We start from the raw sequence: 20,340 nt of genomic DNA, 5'->3' as shown, positions 1-20,340 counted from the left end.
GTGTCCGCGATGTGCTGAGACATCAACTGTCTCCGATGTCCTGAGCACGAGCAGGTCGTCATGGCGACCCATCTCACTCACGTGGCGGAGCCATGGCGGGTAAGCCGGGTCGTATGGACATCAAGTACACCGCCGAGGCCACCTCGTCCGGCGACGCCCGCAACGGCCACGTCCGCTCGTCGGACGGCATCATCGACCAGGACATGGCGATGCCCAAGGAGATGGGCGGGCCGGGTGGGGCGACCAACCCCGAGCAGCTCTTCGCCGCCGGCTACGCGGCCTGCTTCCACCAGGCCCTGAAGCTGGCCGCAGGCCAGGAGAAGGTCGACGTCGACTCCTCGAGCGTCGACGCCCAGGTCGGGATCGGCCCGGACGCGACGAGCTTCGGGCTCCAGGTGTGGCTGACCGTCCACCTGCCCGGCGCCGACCAGGAGACCGCCGACCGCCTCGCCGGCCGCGCCCACGAGCTGTGCCCGTACTCGAAGGCCACCCGCGGCAACATCGACGTCGAGGTGACCGCCCAGGTGTGACGCCTGCGGCGTGACGTGACGGGCGCACGTCCGGTGGGCGAGGCTCCCCGGCGTGCGCCTCCCCCTCGGCCTGCGTCTCCTCGGTGCCCTCCGCCGCCGGCTCGGCGGTTCGGTGGCCCATCTCGCCCCCGCCGACGTCCCCGCCGCCCGGGAGGCCGTGCTGCGCCTGCAGCACGGCCCGCTAGGCCGGGCGGTGATCGGCCCGCCTCCCCGCGACGTGGCGATCGTCGACGCCCGCCTGCCCACCGAGGCCGTGCCCGGGGGTCTGCCGGTGCGCGTCTACCGGCCCGCGGGCAGCACCTCCCGCGCGCCCGTGGTGGTCAACTTCCACGGCGGCGGGTTCGTGCAGGGCGACCTCGACCAGTCCGAGTGGTTCTGCGCGCACGTGGCCCACGAGGCCTCGGTCGTCGTGGTCTCGGTCGACTACCGCCTTGCGCCCGAGCACACGTTCCCGGTGCCCGCGCAGGACTGCTACGACGCCGTGACCGCACTCGTCGCCGACGCCCGCGTCTGGGGCCTCGACCCGGCGCGCGTCGCGGTGATGGGCGACAGCGCGGGCGGCAACCTCGCCACGGTCGTGTGCCTCATGGCCCGCGACCGGCGTCTCGACGGTCTCGACGCACCGACGATCGCCGCGCAGGTCCTCGTCTACCCGGGCACCGAGATGGTCGACGCGCTGCCCTCGGAGCGGGCGATCCCGGTCGCGCCGATCCTCTCCGCCGCCGACATCCGCGGCTTCCACCAGCTCTACCTCGGCGGCGCCGACGGCACGCACCCGTACGCGTCGCCGCTACGTGCCGAGCTGGCCGGCCTCCCACCCGCGCTCGTGCAGACCGCCGAGCACGATCCCCTGCGCGATCACGGAGAGCGCTACGTCGACGCCCTCGACGCGGCCGGCGTGCCGGTGCGCCACACGCGCTACCTGGGCGCCGCGCACGGCTACGTCGCGACCGGCGCCCTGACCCCCCGGACCTCGCTCCAGGCCGTCGCCGAGATCGCGGCCTTCCTCCGAGCCATGTGAGTGGACTTCGGGGCTATAGGCCCGAAGTCCGCTCACGAGGCGTCCGGGACTGCGCACCCTGCGGGGCGGGCTACCGTGGAGGCCCGTGACCTCCGACCGAGCGACCCCGGCGCGCGCCGTGCTGCTCGGTCTCGTCGCGGCCGTCCTCGGGGTCGCCGCGCACGGGGAGGCCGGCGGACCCGTCGTGGCCGGCCCGCCCGCGGTCGCCGTCGTCGGCGCTGTCGCGCTGGGCACCGCCCTGCTGGGCGCCCGCCCGCACCCGGTGGCCCGCCTGGCCGCCGTCCTCGCCGGCGGGCAGCTCGCCCTCCACCTTGCCCTGCCGGGCGACGCCGGGGGCCACGACCACCACGCGGTCGACGCCGGCGCCGGGCCCGGCATGGTCGCCGCGCACCTGGCCGTCGCGGTGCTGGTCGCCGGCGGGATCGTCCACGCCGACCGCGCCCTCGCCCGCGCCGCCCGACGTCACCTGTGGCGCGTCGCCGTCTGGACCCGCCTGCTCGACGGGCCGCCGCCCGCTCCGGCCGCAGCGACGCCCGCGGTCGCACGCCCGGCGCCCGCCGCCCGGGTCCGCCGGGCCGCCGTCGGGCACCACCCGCGTCGGGGTCCGCCGTCGCCGGACCGGACCGGGTTCCGCCCGGTCCGCGCCGCGACGCCACCCCGACACGGAAGGACCCCCTCATGCCCCCACCGCGGACCCCGTCCGCCCGCACCCACCGTCGAGGTCCGCTCGCCGTCCTGGTGACGGGCCTGCTCGCCCTGACCGTCCTCCTGCTCACCGCGGGCACGGCTAACGCGCACGACGTGATCACCGGCAGCGACCCCGCGGATGGCTCGACCGTCCCGACCGCGCCGACGCAGGTCTCGGTGACCTTCGACGAGACCCCGCAACCCGAGGGCGCGGCCCTGACCGTCGTCGGCCCGGACGGCGCCCACCACGAGCAGGGTGCGGTGACGGTCCGGGACAAGGTCGTGTCGGTGCCCGTCGGCGCGTTGCCGCAGGCCGGTCAGTACGAGATCGGCTACCGGGTCGTCTCCAGCGACGGTCACCCGGTGACCGGCTCGGTGACGTTCGACCTCGCGACGCCGTCGGCACCTGCCGGCGCGGCCACGACCGGTGCTCCCGCCCAAGCGGCCCCGGCCGACCACTCGGGTCACTCCGACGGCTCCGCGCCGCCCTCGCCCGCGGCCGCCGCCGGTCCCGACACCGGGAGCGGCGGGGTGCCCTCGTGGGTCTTCGTCGTGATCGCGGTCGTCGTGGTCGGCGGCGCCGTGGCGCTCGTCCTGCGCCGCCGGGCCTGACACACCGGGACTGACACGACGCCGGGCCTGAACACACGACGGGACGAGGGGCACCCCCCTCGGGTGCCCCTCGTCCCGTCGCGTCCGGCGCACCGATCAGGGATCGGGTGCGCCCGGACGGGCTCACTCGACGATCTGGACCCGGTCGTTCGGGTTCAGGTGCTCGAAGAACTGCTTCGCGTCCTCCATGCCGAGGCGCACGCACCCGGCCGACTGACGCTCGGTGCTGCCCCCGTGGAACGCCCGGCCCTCGTTGTCGAAGAACACGGCGTACGGCATCGGTGCGCCCTCGTACTCCTGGCTGACGTGGTGGCGCTCCTTGCGCTGGATCACGAAGTCGCCGGTCGGGGTCTCGTGTCCCTCGGAGCCGTGGCTGTTGACCACGGGCCCGCGGACGACGTTGCCCTGGCCGTCGAGCAGCCAGGCGCGGTTCTCGGAGAGGTCGACGCAGGCCTTGATGCGGGCGTCGGTGCACGACGTCCCGTCGATCCCGCCGCCGCCCCCCGCGGCCGGTGCCGCCGAGGCGATCCCGCCCAGCTGCAGCACGCCGAGACCGACGGCGGCCGCCGAGACCGCGATCCGTCCGGTCGGCACCCCGCGATGCGCCCCCCTGCGATGCCTACCCGCCATGCCGTCCTGCCCCTCGCTCGCCGCACACCCCGCCCGCTGCCCGGACGGGAGGACCGCGGGTTTTCCCCGGCGATCCATGGGGCACAACGACCCGGTGACGACGGGGTCACGGATCGTTCAGGTGGCCCGTTGCACGTCACCTACACCGGTTCGTGGCGCAACCGCTGTGGGTCTGGCACGTCGTCGGAGCAAGCGCTCCGGACACACTGGGACGATTCACCCATTCGATTGGGCTGCTCGGGCGAACGCCTCGTAGACCTCGTCGCTGAAGAGGACGAACCGCGCCTCGCGCACGGCAGTCTTCGCCTCGCGCACGACCGTCACGGCGATCCGGGCGGCGTCGTCGAGCGGCCACCCGTAGACGCCCGCCGACACCGCCGGGAACGCGATCGTCATGGCGCCGATCTCGTCGGCCACCCGCAGCGACTCGCGGTAGGCCGAGGCGAGCAGGTGCGAGCGATCCTGGGACTTCGCGTACACCGGGCCCACGGTGTGGATCACCCAGCGCGCCGGCAGGTTCCCCGCCGTGGTCGCGACCGCCCGGCCGGTCGGCAGGCCGTCGGGCAGCGTGGTGCGCCGCAGCTCGCGGCACGCCTCCAGGATCGCCGGCCCGCCGGCCCGGTGGATGGCCCCGTCGACGCCCCCGCCCCCCATCAGACCGGAGTTCGCCGCGTTGACGACGGCATCGACGTCGGCGGCGGTGATGTCGCCGCGGTGCAGTGTGATCTCCGGGGTGGTCTCCGGGGTGCCCATGCGCTTCGAGTACCCCGCCGGGGGACCTGACACGATCGGCGGCGTGAGTGACACCCAGATCTCGGTCTCCGCGACCGTGGACGCCCCCGTCGAGCGGGTCTTCGCCCTGCTCGCCGACCCCGACCGTCACCCCGACATCGACGGGAGCGGGACGGTGCGGGCGTCCCACACCCACCTCGCGATCACCGAGGAGGGCGACGTGTTCGTCATGGAGATGGAGAACCCGACCCGCGGTCACTACCGGGTCGAGAACCACGTCGTCCGCTACGAGCCCGACCGTGCCCTCGCCTGGATGCCGGCGAAGCCCGGCGAGCGCCCGTCGGGCCACGTCTGGGGCTGGGAGCTCGCCTCCGACAGCGACGACCGCACCGCCGTGACCCACTACCACGACTGGGCGGACGTCACCGACCCCGCGCTGCTCGACCGCATCCGAGAGGTCACGCCCGACGAGATGCGGGCGACGATCGAGAACCTCGCCGAGGCGCTGGCCTGACCGAGGACCGCTCCTGGGGATGCTTCGGGAACCGAAGCGTCTCTAGGAGAAGTCGTACGCCGCCGCGAGCTCCCGGAAGTCCTCGCCCGGGGACGCCTCGAGCTCGTGGCGGGTGCCGTCCGGGCCGGTGAAGGCCAGGCGCCAGGCGTGCAGGCCGGTGCGGGTCGGCGGGTTCTTCGCGAACAGCGGGTCGCCGACGAGGGCGTGGCCGATCCAGGCGAGGTGCACGCGGATCTGGTGGCGGCGCCCCGTCGTCGGCGTGACCGCGAGCAGGGTGCGCTCGTGGCCGACCCACAGCCGCTCGAAGGCCGTCGTCGACGGGTAGTGGTCGCCGGGCAGGACGGCGTCGGCGGGGACGGTCCAGGTCTCGCCGTCGGAGGTGCCGTCGCGGGTGATCGCCTCGCGCGGCGCCGCGATCCTCACGCGGTTCTTGCGACCCACCGACAGCGGCAGCTCGATCGTCCCGCGCTCGGGCAGGCCGGTGCCCGTCGCGACGGCGAGGTAGGTCTTCGCGACGGTGCGGTCGGCGAACTGGCGGGTCAGGTCGCCGTGAGCCTCCAGCCGGCGGGCGAAGAGCACCAGCCCCGAGGTCACCTTGTCGATCCGGTGCGCGGGCCACAGCGTCTCGCCGGCGTCGCGCGCCAGCCTCACGACGTCGGTGGCGTGGCGCTCGCCCATCACCGACCAGCCCGCGGGCTTGTCGAGCACGAGCAGGTCGTCGTCGCGCAGGAGCTCGCGGCCGTCGCGGAGCTCGTCCCAGGTCTCCACCCTGCCCGGCCCTCGTCTCAGCCCTCGTCGAGGCCCAGCGCGTCGAGCAGGGTCCGCAGCTTCACGGTGGTCTCGACGAGCTCGTCGGGCGGGGACGAGGCGGGCACGATGCCGGCGCCGGCCCAGAGCCGGACCCGGTCGCCCTCCACCTCGCCGCAGCGCAGCGCCATGACCCACTCGCCGTCGCCGCGCGCGTCGGTCCAACCGACGGTGCCGGTGTAGAAGCCGCGGTCGAAGGGCTCGATCTCGTCGATCGCGGCCGCCGCGTCGGCGCGCGGGACGCCGCAGACGGCCGGGGTGGGGTGCAGGGCCTGGGCGAGGTGAAGCGCGGAGACCTCGGTGCCGGCCACGTGCGCCCGCAGCGTCGTCGACAGGTGCCACAGCGTCGCGGTGGCGACCAGCGACGGGCCGTCGGGCACCTCGAGGTCGACAGCCAGGGGGCGCAGGCGCTCGACGATGTCGTCGACGACCAGGGCGTGCTCGTGCCGGTCCTTGGCCGAGGCGAGCAGGGCCTCGCCGCGGCGGCGGTCCTCCGCGGGATCGCTCGACCGGGCGGCGGAGCCGGCCAGCGGGTTGACCGTCACGCGGTGTCCCTCGCGGGCGAGCAGCAGCTCGGGGCTCGCGCCGAGCAGCGTCCGCGGCGTCCCCGTCCGCTCCGGGGGCAGGTCGACGGCGAACAGGTACAGCCGCGGGTCGCGGCGGGCCAGCGCACGCAGCATCGGGACGGTGTCGACGGGCCGGTCGGCGAGGACCTCGAGCGTCCGGGCCAGCACGACCTTCTCCAGCGGACCGGCCTCCATGCGCGCCAGAGCTTCGGCGACCATGGCCTCGTAGCGGGCGGGCTCGGGCACCGGCCGGGCGACACCCGTGACCGGGGCGTGGGCCTGCTCGGCGGTCAGCACGGCGCCGAGCGGGCCGGCGCGCTCCACGTGCTCGGGGACGACGAGATGGGCACTCGCCGTGGCGTCGTAGGGCAGCGCGCCGATCGCGACCGCGGGCGATCCCGATCGTGTGCCCACCTCGCGCAGGCAGGCCAGCACGGCGTCCGGGTCGGCCGACGACGGGCGGGCGCGGACGCCGCGGGTGAGCATCGCGCCGCGCGGACCCGAGAACCACGAGCCCTCGCCGGGCGCCCAGGACCGGAGCAGGCGCACCGGATCGGTGGGGCTCTCGGTGGACGGACGTCGAGCCGCGCTGGTGCTCGTCACGTCCCGCCTCCTGTCGTGTCGGTCCCGTCGGCGCCCCGGTGGCATCGTGGAGCCGTCCGTTCTCACCCTCCGCGCCGGGTCCTGTCCGGTCCAGCGGAGCCGACGTGACGCTCCGCACCGGCGGCCGGGACCGGTGCGCCACGGTACGGCGGGTACCCGCCGCACTTCCGAGGAGGCGACGACCCAGTGACGACGGATCAGGCACCCCCGCCCGTGACACGGCGGGCGACGCCCCGATGGCGCGCCGACCTCCGCCTGGGCACCCGCATCGCCGTGATGCGCGCCGGCGGCCTCGCCCTGGCCCTGCGCGGCGACCCCGTCGCCCGCCTCATGCACCGGCCCTGGCGCCTCGACCCCTACCCCACCTACGCCCGGCTGCGCGCCGCGGCGGCGGAGACGGGCGGCGTCGTCCGCAGCCGCACCGGCATCAACGCCGTCGCCACGCACGAGGCCTGCACGGCCGTCCTGCGCGACCGCCGCTTCGGGGTGCGGCTCGCGGACGGGCGGATGCCGTTCGACCCCACCGACGACGCCGGCTCGGCGAGTGGTCACGATCCGACCGATCCGGGCACCGCGCTCATCGAGCCGATCGACCTCTCGCTGCTCGCCCTCGACGCGCCCGACCACACGCGGCTGCGTCGCCTCGCCCAGCCGACGTTCGCCCCGAAGCGCCTCGCGCAGTACCGCGAGACCGCCCGCACCGTCACCGGCCGCCTGCTCGACGACGCCGCCGCGAAGGGGACGTTCGACCTCACCACCGACCTCGCCGCGCCCCTGCCGATCAGCGTCATCGCCGAGCTGCTCGCGATCCCCGACGTCGACACCCCGCGCTTCGCCCGGTGGGGCCGGGCGCTGGGCGCGGCGCTCGACGGCGTCCGCTCGGTGCGCCACGCGCACGCGCTGTCCCGGGCCACCGCCGACCTGCGGGCGCTGTTCGCCGACCTCGTCGAGCGCCGCCGCGCCGACCCCGGTGACGACGTGATCTCCCAGCTCGTCGCGGCCCTCGACGAGGACACGCTGACCCTCGACGAGCTCGTCTCGCTCGCCCAGCTGCTGCTCGTCGCCGGCTTTGAGACGACGACGAACCTCGTCGGCAACGCCGTACGCGCGCTCCAGGCCACGGGCACCTGGGACGACCTCGCCGCCGACCCCGGGCTCGCGGCCGGCGCCGTGGAGGAGACGCTGCGCTTCGACCCGCCCGTCCAGCTCACCGCGCGGTTCGCGCACGAGGACGTGGAGATCGGCAGCCGGAGGCTGCGTCGCGACTCCGGCGTGCTCGTCCTGCTCGCGAGCGCGGGCCGTGACCCGGCCGCGCACCCCGACCCCGACCGCTTCGACCCCCGCCGCGAGCAGACCACCACGCACCTGGCGTTCTCCGGCGGCGCGCACTACTGCCTCGGCGCCGCGCTGGCCCGGATGGAGGGCGAGGTCGCGCTGGAGATGCTCGCCGAGCGGATGCCGGGCCTGCGACCCGCCGGGAAGATCGAGCCCCGCGTCGCGACGGTGCTGCGCGGGCCGGTCCACTTCCCGGTCCGCGCGGACTAGGTTGTCGCCGTGCCCGAACTCCCCTCGATCTCCCACGTCGCGCTCTCGGTGACCGACCTCGCCACGAGCCAGCCCTGGTACGAGCGCCTCTTCGGCGTCGAGCCGGCGATGACGCTGTCCGACGGCCCGTTCGAGCGGAAGGTCTTCGCGCTCGCCGGCGGGCAGCTCTTCGGGCTCACCGCGCACGACGGCGCCCGCTCCGGCGACACGTTCGACGTCGTCGCGCCGGGCCTCGACCACGTCGGGTTCGCCTGCGCCGACCGCGCCGCCGTCTCCGCGTGGCAGACCCACCTCGACCAGATCGGGGTCGTGCACAGCGGCGTCGTGGAGGCCGACTACGGCTGGGCGCTGTCGTTCGTCGACCCCGACGGCAACGCGCTGGAGTTCTTCGCGCTCGCCGGCTGACCGTCCCGGCGCGCCCACGACGGCGCGTGCTCGGGCAGCACCCCGACCCCGACCAGGTACGCCGGGATCACCTGGAGCGCCGGCACGCGCTGCAGCAGGCGCAGCGGCAGCGGCAGGCGCTCGCGGCCGGGCGCCTGCTCGCCCTCGCCGAGCACGGCGGCGATGACGCCGCGGTGGGCGAGGCGCTGGCCGGTCTGGGTCGCCCAGGTCGGCCACCAGCGCCGGCGCTGCACGCGGGCCGCGGCGCGGTCGACCATGGCCGGGTCGGCCGGCGCGGCCGCGAGCACCGGCGCGAGCAGCCGCGCGGCGGCCACGGCGTCCTGCACGGCGAGGTTGATCCCCACGCCGCCGACCGGGGACATCGCGTGCGCCGCGTCGCCGAGGCACAGCACGCCGGGGGCCGACCATCGGCGCAACCGGTCCAGGGTCACGCGCAGCAGCTTGACGTCGTCCCAGGAGGCCACGCCGTCGACGCGGTCGCCCAGCCAGGGGTGCAGGTCCCGCAGGTCGTCGCGCAGGGTCTGGATCGGCTGCCGCCGGTGCTCGGCGTCCGCGCCGCGCGGGATGAGGTAGCCGACCTGGTAGTAGTCACCCCGGTCGAGCATGATCACGAAGCGGCCCTCGGTGACGCGCCCCAGACCGCCCGCCGGGTCGTCGCCCTCCCCGCGCGGCAGCCGGAACCACCACACGTCCATCGGGACGGGGTGGTCGCGCAGCGGGAGGCCCGTCAGGTCGCGCACGCGGGAGCTGCGCCCGTCGCAGGCGACGACGAGGTCGGCGGCCAGGTCGTGCTCGGTGTCCCCGGCGTCCCCTGACCCCTCGGTGCGGTCGCGCCACCGCACCCCGGCGACCCGGCCACCGCGCCGGCGCAGGTCCGTGACCTCGGCGTGGCGGAGCAGCGTGAACGTCGGCTCCTCCTCGGCGGCCGCGGCGAGCATGTCGAGCAGGTGCCACTGGGGGACCATCGCGATGAACGGGTGCCGTACGGGGAGCCGGGAGAGGTCGGCGACCGTCGCCGGACCCGCGTCGAGGACGACCCGCGCCTGCTCGATCGGCTTCCACGGCAGCTCGGCGAAGCGGTCCCAGAGACCCAGCTCGTCGATCAGCGTCATCGTCGAGACGTGGACGGTGTCGCCACGGAAGTCCCGCAGGAAGTCGCCGTGCTTCTCCAGCACGGTGACCTCGACCCCGGCCCGCGCGAGGACCAGCCCCAGCACGATCCCGGCGGGGCCGCCACCGACGATCGCGCACGTCGTCCGCTGCTGTGCCATGGGGGCCCTCCCTCGCTCGGCGCCCGGCCAGCATGCCCGAACCGGGCGAACAGAACGACGGTCCGCGCACACCCTCCGTTCGGCCAGTACCCGGTTGTCGCAGGAGTAGTGCGACAACGACCTTCCTGCGACACACTGACCGGCGTCGCCCGTCCGGGTGGCGTCACGCCGGACGCGGGGGTGAGTCGTGGAACCGCACACCGACCTCGTCGCCATGCACATGAGCGACGGGATCGTGAACGCACCGACCTCGGTGATCTTCGGGCTGGTGGCCGTGCTCGGTCTGGCCGTCTGCGTCGCCCGCGCCCGCGGCGACCTCGACGACCGCACCGCGCCGATGGCCGGACTCGTCGCCGCGTTCGTGTTCGCGGTCCAGATGCTGAACTTCCCGATCCTGCCGGGCGTCAGCGGCCACCTGCTCGGCGGCGCGCTGTGCGCGATCCTCGTGGGCCCCTACGTCGGGGCGATCTGCGTGTCGATCGTGCTGCTGCTCCAGGCGCTGCTCTTCGCCGACGGCGGGCTCTCCGCGCTCGGCACGAACATCACGAACATGGCGCTGATCGGCACGTTCGTCGGCTACGGCGTCGCCGTCGCCCTGCGTCGCGTCGCCCTCCGCAGCCGGGGCGGCCTCGTGGTCGTCGCGTTCGTCGCCGCCTGGGTCAACACCGTCGTCGCGTCGCTGGGCTTCGTGCTCGAGTACGCGATCGGCGGGCAGGGCCTGGCGCTCGGCACGGTGTTCGGGCTGATGACCGGGTTCCACGCCCTCATCGGCATCGGCGAGGGGATCATCACCGCGCTCACCGTCGGCGCCGTCGCGGCCGTGCGCCCGGACCTCGTCTACCTGACGCGCAGTGCCGCGCCCTCGCTGACGATCAAGAGCCAGGGGGTGCGCTCGTGAGCAGCGCTGGATCGGGTCGAGCTCCGCTCCGCTCCGTCTCCCGGCTCCCCGTGGCCTTCTACGCCGGCTTCCTCGTCGTCGCCCTGCTGCTGGCCGGCGTCGTCTCGTACGCCGCGAGCAGCAGCCCCGACGGCCTCGACGCCGTGACGCAGACCGGCTGCGAGCTCGACGAGTCCGGCGAGCCCGTCGGCGGCACGTGCATCGCGCAGAACGCCGGCGAGCACGCCACCGCCGCCAGCCCGCTCGCCGACTACACCGTGGGCGGCTCCGAGGGCACCACGGGGATCGCCGGCGTGATCGGCGTGCTCGTCACGCTGATCCTGGCCGGCGGCCTGTTCTGGGCCCTGCGACGGCGGTCGTCGAAGGACGAGACGCCCAGCCGGGTCGAGTAGCCGTGGGTGCCGGTCACGCCCACCCGCTCTACCGGGCCGGGGACTCGGTGGTCCACCGCCTGCCCGCCCACGTCAAGATCGTGGTGGCCTTCGTCTTCGTCCTGGCGGTGGTGGCCACGCCGCGCGAGGCGTTCGCGGTGTTCGGGCTGCAGTTCCTGCTGCTCGTCGGGGTGTGGACGGTCGCCCGCATCCCTCCCGGGTGGCTCGCGGCGCGGGCGCTCATCGAGGCACCGTTCGTCGTGCTCGCCGTGCTGCTGCCGTTCTTCGCGACGGGCCCGCGGGTCGAGTGGATGGGGATGTCCCTGGCCGTCGACGGCCTCCTCGCCGGGTGGAACATCCTGGTCAAGGGCACGCTCGGCGTGCTCGTCTCGGTGACGCTCGCCGCCACCACCCCGCTGCGCGACCTCGTCTCCGGGCTCTCGCGGCTGCGGGTGCCGTCGATGGTCTGCGTGATCGCGACGCTGATGCTGCGCTACCTCGAGGTCATCGCCGCCGAGGCCCGGCGGATGCGCCTCGCCCGCGTGTCCCGCGGCCACGACCCGCGCTTCGTCTGGCAGCTTGGGGCGACGGTGCGGTCGGTCGGGGCGCTGTTCCTGCGCTCCTACGAGCGCGGCGAGCGCGTGCACCTCGCGATGCTCTCCCGCGGCTACACCGGGACGATGCCGGCGTTCACCACGGCGTCCGCCTCGACGGCCACCTGGTCGGTGGCCCTGGTGCCGGCCGTCGCGGCGGCGCTGCTCGCGCTGTCCGGATACTGGGTCTGGTGACGGTCCCCTCCCTCGAGGTCTCGGGGCTGGCGTTCGCCTACCCCGACGGCCACCAGGCCCTCTTCGGCGTGGACCTGCGCATCGAGCGCGGCGAGCGCGTCGCCCTCCTCGGGCCGAACGGGGCGGGCAAGACGACGCTGGTGCTGCACCTCAACGGCGTGCACCGGGCGGGCGCGGGCACCGTGTGGGTCGGGGGGATGGAGGTCACCCGCGAGCACGTGCAGGAAATCCGCCGCCGCGTCGGCATCGTCTTCCAGGACCCCGACGACCAGCTGTTCATGCCGACCGTCGCCGACGACGTCGCGTTCGGGCCGGCCAACTTCGGGGTCACCGAGCCGGAGCTGGCGCTGCGGGTCAAGGAGGCGCTCGAGGCCGTCGGCGTGGCGGAGCTCGCCGACCGCTCGCCGATGCACCTCTCGGGCGGTCAGCGCCGGCGCGCCGCCCTGGCCACCGTGCTCGCGTGCGATCCCGAGATCCTCGTGCTGGACGAGCCCTCCACGCACCTCGACCCCGTTGCGCGCCGCGAGCTCGCGGAGGTCCTGCTGGGACTCGACCGGACGATGCTCATGGTCACCCACGACCTGCCCTACGCGCTGCAGCTCTGCCCGCGCTCGGTGGTGATCGACGGCGGGGTCGTCGTCGCGGACGCCCCGACCCGCGACCTGCTCGCGGACGCCGACTTCCTGCGCGCCCACCGGCTGGAGCTCCCGTTCGGCTTCGCTCTCGACTGAGCGCGTGCCAGGCTCACGCCATGGACCTCGACGACTTCCGCGAGCGGGCCGCCGGTGAGCACTTCCTGGTCGTCGTGTCGACCGCACGGGCCGACGGCTCGATCCAGTCGTCCGTCGTCAACGCCGGCGTGATGGACCACCCGGTGCACGGGACGCCGATCGTGGCGCTCGTGGCGGCAGGCGGATCGGTGAAGCTCGCCCACCTGCGCGCCCGGCCGCGGATGACGGTGACGGTGCGCGCCGGGTGGCGCTGGACGACCGTCGAGGGCTCCACCGAGATCGCCGGGCCGGACGACGCCCTCACCGGGGTCACCGATGTCCCCGCCCTGCTGCGCGAGGTCTTCGTCGCCGCCGGTGGGACGCACGACGACTGGATCTCCTACGACGAGACGATGGCGCGCGAGCGCCGCGCGGCCGTGCTCGTCACCCCGACGCGGATCTACGGGGTCTGAGTCGTCCCGGGGTCCTGCGGGGAGCCCGACAGGCTCGACAGCACCCGCACGACGTGGCTCTCGACGGCCTCGCGCCCCAACCCCAGGCCGGTGAGCGTGCCCGCGCCGTCCTCGTGCTCGAGCAGCGCGAGCAGGATGTGCTCGGTGCCGACGTAGTCGTGCCCGAGCCGCAGCGCCTGGCGGAACGTCAGCTCGAGGACCTTCTTGGCCGCGCCGTCGAACGGGATGAGCGCGCCGATCTCGTCGGACCGGGCCGGCAGGGTGCCGAGCAGCGTGCGCCGGACCGTCTCCGGGGCGACGCCGAGCGCCGTCATCGTGAGCACCGCCAGCGACTCGGGCTCGTGGAGCAGCCCGAGCGCGAGGTGCGTCGGCGTGATCTCGGCGTTCTCGGCCGACCGCGCCTCCTCCTGCGCGGAGACGACGACGTTGCGCGCCCGCGGGGTGAAGCGGCCGAAGCCCTCCTCGAAGTCGATCTCGCCGCTGGAGCCCTTGGGCACGAACCGCTTCTGGGCGGCCTGCTTCGTGACACCCATGCGCTTGCCGATGTCGGTCCACGACGCCCCGGAACGCCGGGCGCGGTCGACGAAGTGGCCGATGAGGTGGTCGGCGACCTCGCCCATGTGCTCGGCGGCGAGCACGGCGTCCTGCAGCTGCTCCAGGGCGTCGGAGTGGACCGAGGTGATCGCGTTGATGAGGTCGTCGAGACGGACGGGCTGGGCGGGAGTCGGTGCCATCCGTCCACCCTAGGTTGACGATCGCTAAATCGTCAATCTTGAGTTGACGCTTGCTCCTCTCACCGTGTGAGGACCTAGCGTTCCGCCCATGACGCGCGGGCGGACGGTCGGCGAGCTCGCCGAGGCCACCGGCCTGTCGGTGCGGGTGCTGCGTCACTGGGACGAGCGGGGCGTCGTCTCGCCGTCGCGCACCCCGGCGGGCCACCGCCTCTACGGCGCCGACGACGTCGTCCGCCTCCACCGGGCGATCACCCTGCGGGCGCTCGGGCTCCCGCTCGACCGGGTCGCGGCGCTGCTCAACGGCACCGACCCCGATCCGGCCGCGACGCTGCGCGCCCACCTCGCGGGGGTGGACGCCGACCTGCGCCGGCGCCGCACGGTGCGCGACCGGCTCGCCGAGGTCCTCGCGGACACCGGCGACGACGTCCTTTCCACCGTGCTCCGGGAGATGACCATGATCGGGTCCTACGTCCACGGCTACCACGAGACCGAGGCGACGCGGCTGCGCGACCAGGCCGCCACCCTCGCCGACCTCCTGCACGACGGCGTCACGTTCCCCGACGGCGCCCACGTCCTCGAGCCCGGATGCGGAGTCGGCGCGCAGACCGTCGTGCTCGCCGCGCGCAGCCCCGGCGCCCGCTTCACCTCGATCGACCTCACCGAGACGCAGGTGGCCGCCGCCCGTGCCCGCGTCGAGGCGGCCGGCCTCGCCGACCGCGTCGACGTGCGGGCCGGCGACGTCCACGCCCCGCCGGTGCCGCCCGGGTCCGTCGACCACGTCGTCGTGTTCTTCCTGCTCGAGCACCTCCCCCGCCCGGAGGAGGCCCTCGTCGCGCTGCGGCAGGTGCTGCGGCCCGGCGGGACGATCACCGTGGTCGAGGGCGACCACGGCGCCACCTCGTTCCACCCCGACTCCGACGACGCCCGCGCCGTCATCGCGTGTCAGGAGGTGCTCCAGCGCCAGGCCGGGGGCGACGCCGGGATCGGCCGGCGGCTCCACCCGCTGCTCGCGGCCGCCGGGTTCGACGACGTCGCCGTCGTGCCCCGCACCGCCCACGCCCACGCCGGACGCCCCGACCTGGCCGACAGCCTCGTGCGCCGGACCTTCACCCCCATGGTCGCCGGGGTGCGCGAACCGGCCCTGGCCGCGGGGCTCATCACGTCCGAGCGTTTCGATGCCGGCGTGCGCGACCTCCTGCGCACCACCGAGCCCGGCGGGACCTTCAGCTACACGTTCTTCCGCGCGACCGGGACGAGGGCCGCGTCCACGTCGACCACCCCGACGAACCCCGGCCGCGCGTAGAGCGCGGCGACGCATCAGGCTCCCCCAGGTCGTCGAGGGGGTTCGCGCGACCGTGTCCTCGGGACACGGTCGGCGGCCCGGTGGCGCCGGTCAGTCGATCCAGAACCGCCGCAGGGGCACGCCACCGGGGCCGTGGGGGTTGACCGGCCACTCCGGATCGGGCCGGCCGCCGCAGCGCGCGATCACGGCCAGGGAGCCGGCGTTGTCCTCGCGGCAGGTGACGAGGACGCGATCGATGCCGAGGTCGCGGGCGACCTCGAGGCTGCGGCGCAGGATCGCGGTCGCGTAGCCGCGGCGGCGCTCGGCGGGCAGCACCGCGTACCCGATGTGCCCGCCCTCGGCGCGCAGCGTGTCGGTGAGCGTGTGCCGGATCGACGTGCGCCCGACGACCCGTCCCTCGACCTCGCCGTAGAGGTACGTCGACGCCACCCGGCCCGGCGGCAGGTCCTCGCCGCGGTGCTCACGCTGGAGCCGGTCCAGATAGGCCAGCCAGGGCTCGGAGTCCGGGCGCAGACCGAAGTCGAAGCCGTCCGCGGCGAGGGCGGCCTGGGCCTCGCGGGCCATCGGTTCGTCGGACGGGCGGGGCGCCCGGAGCACGAGCGTGTCGTCACCCTCCACGGGATCACCCTGGCACCCGCGAGGTGAGGTCGCGCACGACGGGCCGGGCGCGGCGGTCGTGCGCGGAATCATGGAGGGCCCGACGAAGGAGAAGCCCGGTGCCCGCGACGCGCACGGACCAGACCGTCCCCGACACCGGAGACCTCCCGGACATCCGGCACCTCGCCAACCTCCGCGACGTCGGCGGCATGCCGACCGTCGACGGCCTGCGCACGCGGCCCGGGGTGCTGTGGCGCTCCGACGCCTCGCTGGCCGACGACGCCACGACACACGGCCCCGGTGGGCTCGCCTGGCCGCCCGGCAGCGTGATCGATCTGCGCAACCCCGAGGAGCTCGACGGGCGGCCGCACCCGCTGGTGGCCCTCGGCAGCGAGCTGACGCCGCTCCCGCTGATCCAGGCCCTCGCCCCCGAGGTGCTCATGCGCGACGCACCGCCCGAGAGCCGCCAGCGCCGGGGTCTCGACGAGCTCTACATGCTCCTGCTGGGGATCGGCGAGGCGTGGCTGCCCGCGCTGGTCGGCGTGGCCGCGCACGGGCCGGGTCCGCTGCTGGTGCACTGCGCGGCGGGCAAGGACCGCACCGGCGTCGCGGTGGCGCTGCTGCTGCGCGCCGCCGGCGTCCCGCGCGACGTCGTGGCCGCGGACTTCGCCGCCACCAACGACCACCGGGTCGCCCTGCGCGACCGGCTGGTCCGCCAGGGCTCGGCGGCGCCGGGTGCCGACCCCGAGCGGGTCGGCGTCGACCCGGCGCACCTCGAGCCCGTGCTGGACCGGCTCGACGACGACCCCCGCACGCCGTTCCGGGAGGCCGGCGTCTCCGATGCGGACCTGGACGCGTGGCGCGCTCGACTGGTCGAAGGAGCCTGACGCGGCATCCGGCGCAGTGACCGGCGCACCCTGTGCCGGGACACAACGCCGCCGCCGTGATCTCTGTGGGCCGACACAGTGCCCGGCTGCCGTCGGACGCGAAGACTGGAAGGGGCCGGGGCCGTCAGGACCCGTGACCCCACCGGATCGTGAGCACCGAGGTGACGAGGATGAACGCCCCGACGACGTGCCCCTGCTGCGGAGTCGTGGTCATGCCACGCGAGATGTCCTACGACTACGACGGCGAGACCGTCGCCTCGCTGACGCGCGAGGTGGCCTACCTGCGCGCGACCATCGCCCACCTGCGCGGCACCCCGCAGCCGACGCCCGTCGTCCGGCGGGCCCCCGTCGCCGTCTGACGATCAGGCGCCTGCGGCGGCGTGCAGCCGCGCCACCGCCGTCGCCGGGTCGAGTCCGGGCCAGGCCGGCCCGGACCACCGGACGACGACGCCCTCGACCACGTCGGCGGCCGCACCGACGAGGTCTGCGGCCAGCGACAGCCCCGCCCGCGCCGCCTCCGGGCCGTCGCCGGCGCGGCGCATCGTGTCCATGACGGCGTCCGGGACGACGACGTCGGGCACCTCGTGGCGCATGTGCTCGGCCTGGGTGTAGCCGGTCAGCGCCCCCACCGACGCGAGCACCGGCACGCGGGCGCCCGCGTCGGCGAGCGCGTCGACGATCCGCCGGAGCCCGTCGAGGTCGAACACCGGCCGCGAGACGAGGAACTCCGCCCCCGCCTCGACCTTGGCGATCGCCCGCGCGGCCTCGTGCTCGAGGTCGTCCGAACCCGGGGTGAAGCGCGCGCCGAGCCGGAACGCCGTCGCCGTGCCGAGCTGTACCCCGTCGATGTCGACGCCGCGGTTGAGGCCGGCCGCCGTGCGGAGCAGCTCGGCCCCGTCGACCTCCCACACCCCGTCGCGCACGGCCTGCTCGGCGTGCACCGGCGGGTTCCCCGTCTCGCAGACCAGCGTGCGCAGACCCAGGGCGTGCAGCCCGAGGAGGTCGGCCTGCAGCGCGAGCAGGCCCGTCTGCCAGCTCGTGACCGTCAGGGCGGTGTCGACGTCGACGCGGTCGTGGAGGTGGACGGCGAGCGCGGCGCTGCTGGTGGTCGCGCGCCGGGCGCGGGGTCGGCTGACCCACAGCACCGAGGCGCCACCGGCGACCGCGCGGCGCGCCCGGGCGAGGTGCTCGGCGGGCCCGCCCGCCCCGGCGACCTCCGCGGCGACGAGGAACTCGCCCGACCCGCGGTGGCGCAGCCAGCGCTCGACGGCGCCGCGGGCGTCGGGGCCGGAGCCGGGCCCCGGGTCGTCGAGCTCGGGCTCGGGGGCCGCGCGGCGGCCTTCGACGATGTGGATCGGCCCGTTCTCGGGGGCCGGGTCCGCGACGGGCGCGGGCGCCGGCGCCCACGCGTCGTGCGTGGTCAGCGCCGTCGCGGCCGCCGCGGTGTGCTCCGGGGTCGTGCCGCAGCACCCGCCGACGAAGCGCGCGCCGGCCTCGACATAGCGCAGCACGTAGCGTGCGAAGTGCTCCGCGTCGCCCGCGAAGCGCACGCTGCGGTCGGCGACGACGTGCGGCAGGCCCGCGTTGGGCTGCGCGGCGAGCGCGAGCCCGCCCGTCGGCCCCATCCGCCGCACGACGTCGAGCAGGCCCTGCGGACCGAGCGTGCAGTTGCTGCCGATCGCCACCGTGCCCGCGTCGGCGAGGCGTGCGACGACCTCGGCCGGTGACTCGCCGGCGGTGGTCAGCGGGCTGCCGTCCTCGTCGACGAACGTGGCCTCCGCGACGACGGGCAGCTCGGTCACCTCGCGGACGGCGCGCACCGCGGCGAGCAGCTCGTCGGCGCGGCTGAACGTCTCGAGCACGACGAGGTCGACGCCGCCCTCGACCAGCGCCTCGACCTGCTCGCGGATCGCCGCGGCCGCCGCCGGCGCGTCGACGGCGCTGCCCCGGCCCGGCTGGGTCACCGGCGAGACCGAGCCCGCCACCCATGCGGGACGACCGGCGCCGTCGCGCGCGGCGGCAGCCAGGCGCGCCCCGGCGAGGTTGACCTCGCGGGTGCGCCGGGCCAGGCCGTGGCGTTCCAGGCGCGGCCGCGAGGCGCCGAAGGTGTGGGTCTGGAGGACGTCCGCGCCGGCGGCGAGGTAGCGCTCGTGCAGCGCCGTGACCAGCTCCGGGGCGACGACGCACAGCTCGGCGCCGGGCCCCTCGACCCGCACGCCGCTGGCCCGGGCGAGCGTGCCCATCGCGCCGTCGCAGAGCAGCACGCGCCGGGCGAGCGCTGCGGTGAAGGACTCGGTGGCGAAGGACCCGCTCACGCCTCCATCTCCCCCAGGATCTCGAGTGCCACCTGGGCGGCGAGGCGGTCGCGGTAGGAGTCGAGGTCCAGGCCGCTGAGCTCCTCGGCGCGCCGCAGGCGGTAGCCGACGGTGTTGGGGTGGACGTTCAGCGCCCGCGCCACGCGCTGCGGGCTGCCGTCCTCGCGGAAGTAGCGGGCCAGGGTGCGCAGCAGCTCGACGGTGCGCTCGGACCGGTCGGTCGCGAGGCGTCCCAATACCTCGCGGGCGAAGGCGCGCGCGGCGTCGGGGTCGGGGATCTGCAGCAGGAGCCGGTGCACCCCGAGCTCGTCGAAGCGCAGCACCCTCCCCGCGCGCCCGAGCCGGCGGGAGGCGAGCAGGGTCCGGCGGGCCTGGTCGTAGGAGGCGGCGATGTCGGCGGGCTCGGAGACGGGGCCGCCGACGGCGACCGTGACGGGCCAGCGGGCGTCGGGGTCGGGCACGCGGCCGCGGGCCAGCCGGCGGGCGCACGTGGCGCCGACGGCCACGGGGTCGGCGGTCTCGGGGACGACGGCGACGGTCTCGGTGTCGCGCACGACCGTCAGCGCGGCCGGGGCGGCCGCGAGCAGGTGCTCCTCGGCCTCGCCGAGCAGGCTCGCCGGCCCGGCGCCGTAGGCGTCGTCGTCGTCCGGGGAGACGACGACGACGCGGTGGGCGACGCCGTGGTCGTAGCCCACGTGCTCGGCCCACTGGGCGGCCTGGTCGGCGTCGCGGGCGCGGTCGAGCAGCAGCCCGGACACCAGGTCGCCGCGCACCTGGCCCGCCGCGGTGGCCAGCACGCGGTCGCGACCGTGGAGCACCCCGACGACCGTGGCGGCGTGCTCGGCCACCAGCAGCAGGACGTCGTCCCCGGTCAGCGCCTCGGGGCGGTCGCGGGTGGCGGTGTCCTCCTCGGCGAACACGAACGCCGGCACCTCGCGACCGAGCAGCACCGGGGCGACGACCTGGGCGCGCAGCCAGGGCCCGGGCACGCGCAGCGCCCGCCCGGCCGCGGCGGCCACCTCCAGGGTGCGGGGCCACGCCGCCGTGCGGGCGTCGGCGCGCACGAGGGCCGAGGCCTCCGCGACGCCCATGCCGGGCGCGGCCGCGGCGAGCACCTCGCGCTGCGGACCGACGACGGCCGCGAGCACCCCCAGCTCGCCCGCCACGACGGCCGCGACGGCCTGGGCGTCGGCCGACGGGGCGGCGACGAGGCCGGACAGGCGGCGGTAGAGCGCGACGAGACCGCGGGGCCCGGCCACGTCCCGGCCGGGCGTCGGCGCACCGGTCCGGGCCCCGCCGGCCTCCCGCGTCGTCACCCGGCCCATCCTGCTCCGTCTCCGA

At 75.7% G+C, this 20,340-nt stretch carries 24 protein-coding genes; 15 read left to right on the top strand and 9 right to left on the bottom strand.

Features of this window, described 5'->3' with window-relative positions:
• The first annotated feature begins 113 nt into the window (after nt 1–113).
• From PH189_RS28880 to PH189_RS28865, 4 genes are all read left to right on the top strand, one after another.
• Nucleotides 114–530 (top strand): organic hydroperoxide resistance protein, encoded by a 417-nt coding sequence (locus tag PH189_RS28880; protein ID WP_274192314.1) that lies wholly within the window; start codon nt 114–116, stop codon nt 528–530.
• 52 nt (nt 531–582) lie between these two features.
• Entirely contained in the window at nt 583–1,551 is a 969-nt protein-coding gene (locus tag PH189_RS28875; RefSeq protein ID WP_274192313.1) for an alpha/beta hydrolase, read from the top strand.
• Between the two features lie 85 nt (nt 1,552–1,636).
• On the top strand, nt 1,637–2,293 hold the full coding sequence (locus PH189_RS28870) for a hypothetical protein (protein ID WP_274192312.1): 657 nt from the start codon (nt 1,637–1,639) through the stop codon (nt 2,291–2,293).
• Nucleotides 2,290–2,850 (top strand): copper resistance CopC family protein, encoded by a 561-nt coding sequence (locus PH189_RS28865; protein WP_274192311.1) that lies wholly within the window; start codon nt 2,290–2,292, stop codon nt 2,848–2,850. Before PH189_RS28870 ends, PH189_RS28865 begins: the two co-directional genes overlap by 4 nt.
• A gap of 123 nt (nt 2,851–2,973) precedes the next feature.
• Here the strand turns inward: PH189_RS28865 and PH189_RS28860 are convergent, their stop codons facing one another.
• Nucleotides 2,974–3,444, bottom strand: coding sequence for a L,D-transpeptidase (locus PH189_RS28860; protein ID WP_274192310.1), 471 nt, complete (start codon nt 3,442–3,444; stop codon nt 2,974–2,976).
• Nucleotides 3,445–3,696: 252 nt separating this feature from the next.
• Nucleotides 3,697–4,233 (bottom strand): O-acetyl-ADP-ribose deacetylase, encoded by a 537-nt coding sequence (locus PH189_RS28855; RefSeq protein ID WP_274192320.1) that lies wholly within the window; start codon nt 4,231–4,233, stop codon nt 3,697–3,699.
• A 43-nt stretch (nt 4,234–4,276) separates the two neighbouring features.
• Here PH189_RS28855 and PH189_RS28850 point away from each other — a divergent pair, with 43 nt between their 5' ends.
• A complete protein-coding gene (locus PH189_RS28850; RefSeq protein ID WP_274192309.1) occupies nt 4,277–4,726 on the top strand; it encodes an SRPBCC family protein in 450 nt (149 codons plus the stop codon).
• A 42-nt stretch (nt 4,727–4,768) separates the two neighbouring features.
• Here PH189_RS28850 and PH189_RS28845 read toward each other — a convergent pair whose 3' ends face one another.
• Nucleotides 4,769–5,494, bottom strand: coding sequence for an RluA family pseudouridine synthase (locus tag PH189_RS28845; protein ID WP_274192308.1), 726 nt, complete (start codon nt 5,492–5,494; stop codon nt 4,769–4,771).
• A gap of 17 nt (nt 5,495–5,511) precedes the next feature.
• Complete coding sequence (locus PH189_RS28840; RefSeq protein WP_274192307.1) at nt 5,512–6,702, bottom strand: isochorismate synthase; 1,191 nt, start codon at nt 6,700–6,702, stop codon at nt 5,512–5,514.
• A 186-nt stretch (nt 6,703–6,888) separates the two neighbouring features.
• Between PH189_RS28840 and PH189_RS28835 the strand changes: the two genes are divergently transcribed.
• Nucleotides 6,889–8,247 (top strand): cytochrome P450, encoded by a 1,359-nt coding sequence (locus PH189_RS28835; protein ID WP_274192306.1) that lies wholly within the window; start codon nt 6,889–6,891, stop codon nt 8,245–8,247.
• A 9-nt stretch (nt 8,248–8,256) separates the two neighbouring features.
• Nucleotides 8,257–8,652, top strand: a complete 396-nt coding sequence (locus PH189_RS28830; protein ID WP_274192305.1) for a VOC family protein — start codon at nt 8,257–8,259, stop codon at nt 8,650–8,652.
• Here PH189_RS28830 and PH189_RS28825 read toward each other — a convergent pair.
• Nucleotides 8,583–9,923 carry an FAD-dependent oxidoreductase gene (locus PH189_RS28825; RefSeq protein WP_274192304.1) on the bottom strand — a complete coding sequence of 447 codons (1,341 nt, stop codon included), beginning with the start codon at nt 9,921–9,923 and terminating at the stop codon, nt 8,583–8,585. The genes PH189_RS28830 and PH189_RS28825 overlap by 70 nt on opposite strands.
• 214 nt (nt 9,924–10,137) lie before the next feature.
• Here PH189_RS28825 and PH189_RS28820 point away from each other — a divergent pair, with 214 nt between their 5' ends.
• From PH189_RS28820 to PH189_RS28800, 5 genes are read left to right on the top strand one after another with little or no spacing between them, the layout of a single operon-like run.
• Nucleotides 10,138–10,821, top strand: coding sequence for an energy-coupling factor ABC transporter permease (locus PH189_RS28820; protein WP_274192319.1), 684 nt, complete (start codon nt 10,138–10,140; stop codon nt 10,819–10,821).
• Nucleotides 10,818–11,213: a PDGLE domain-containing protein gene (locus PH189_RS28815; RefSeq protein ID WP_420791504.1), complete on the top strand. Its 396-nt coding sequence runs from the start codon at nt 10,818–10,820 to the stop codon at nt 11,211–11,213. Before PH189_RS28820 ends, PH189_RS28815 begins: the two co-directional genes overlap by 4 nt.
• Before the next feature lie 2 nt (nt 11,214–11,215).
• Nucleotides 11,216–11,980, top strand: coding sequence for a cobalt ECF transporter T component CbiQ (gene cbiQ, locus PH189_RS28810; protein ID WP_274192303.1), 765 nt, complete (start codon nt 11,216–11,218; stop codon nt 11,978–11,980).
• A complete protein-coding gene (locus PH189_RS28805; protein ID WP_378014888.1) occupies nt 11,977–12,711 on the top strand; it encodes an energy-coupling factor ABC transporter ATP-binding protein in 735 nt (244 codons plus the stop codon). Before cbiQ ends, PH189_RS28805 begins: the two co-directional genes overlap by 4 nt.
• Before the next feature lie 20 nt (nt 12,712–12,731).
• Nucleotides 12,732–13,163 (top strand): pyridoxamine 5'-phosphate oxidase family protein, encoded by a 432-nt coding sequence (locus PH189_RS28800; protein ID WP_274192302.1) that lies wholly within the window; start codon nt 12,732–12,734, stop codon nt 13,161–13,163.
• Here PH189_RS28800 and PH189_RS28795 read toward each other — a convergent pair.
• A complete protein-coding gene (locus tag PH189_RS28795; RefSeq protein WP_274192301.1) occupies nt 13,151–13,897 on the bottom strand; it encodes a Clp protease N-terminal domain-containing protein in 747 nt (248 codons plus the stop codon). The two genes, PH189_RS28800 and PH189_RS28795, sit on opposite strands and share 13 nt — an antisense overlap.
• Nucleotides 13,898–13,985: 88 nt before the next feature.
• Between PH189_RS28795 and PH189_RS28790 the strand changes: the two genes are divergently transcribed.
• On the top strand, nt 13,986–15,200 hold the full coding sequence (locus PH189_RS28790; RefSeq protein WP_274192300.1) for a methyltransferase domain-containing protein: 1,215 nt from the start codon (nt 13,986–13,988) through the stop codon (nt 15,198–15,200).
• Nucleotides 15,201–15,290: 90 nt separating this feature from the next.
• Here the strand turns inward: PH189_RS28790 and PH189_RS28785 are convergent, their stop codons facing one another.
• On the bottom strand, nt 15,291–15,818 hold the full coding sequence (locus tag PH189_RS28785) for a GNAT family N-acetyltransferase (RefSeq protein ID WP_274192299.1): 528 nt from the start codon (nt 15,816–15,818) through the stop codon (nt 15,291–15,293).
• 98 nt (nt 15,819–15,916) lie between these two features.
• Here PH189_RS28785 and PH189_RS28780 point away from each other — a divergent pair, with 98 nt between their 5' ends.
• Both PH189_RS28780 and PH189_RS28775 read left to right on the top strand, forming a co-directional pair.
• The gene (locus PH189_RS28780) at nt 15,917–16,684 is read left to right on the top strand and encodes a tyrosine-protein phosphatase (protein WP_274192298.1); all 768 of its coding nucleotides are present in this window, start codon (nt 15,917–15,919) and stop codon (nt 16,682–16,684) included.
• A gap of 212 nt (nt 16,685–16,896) precedes the next feature.
• Nucleotides 16,897–17,043 (top strand): hypothetical protein, encoded by a 147-nt coding sequence (locus PH189_RS28775; RefSeq protein WP_274192297.1) that lies wholly within the window; start codon nt 16,897–16,899, stop codon nt 17,041–17,043.
• A 3-nt stretch (nt 17,044–17,046) separates the two neighbouring features.
• Here the strand turns inward: PH189_RS28775 and PH189_RS28770 are convergent, their stop codons facing one another.
• Together PH189_RS28770 and PH189_RS28765 are read right to left on the bottom strand one after the other, a co-directional pair.
• A complete protein-coding gene (locus tag PH189_RS28770) occupies nt 17,047–18,999 on the bottom strand; it encodes a homocysteine S-methyltransferase family protein (protein ID WP_274192296.1) in 1,953 nt (650 codons plus the stop codon).
• Nucleotides 18,996–20,315 carry a PucR family transcriptional regulator gene (locus PH189_RS28765; RefSeq protein ID WP_274192295.1) on the bottom strand — a complete coding sequence of 440 codons (1,320 nt, stop codon included), beginning with the start codon at nt 20,313–20,315 and terminating at the stop codon, nt 18,996–18,998. Before PH189_RS28765 ends, PH189_RS28770 begins: the two co-directional genes overlap by 4 nt.
• Between the last annotated feature and the right edge of the window lie 25 nt (nt 20,316–20,340).

The sequence above is a fragment of the Actinomycetospora chibensis genome, from assembly GCF_028737215.1.
Lineage (GTDB): Bacteria > Actinomycetota > Actinomycetes > Mycobacteriales > Pseudonocardiaceae > Actinomycetospora > Actinomycetospora chibensis.
Note: the sequence above shows the minus strand (reverse complement) of the source record. Positions and strands in the feature narration are given on the sequence as shown.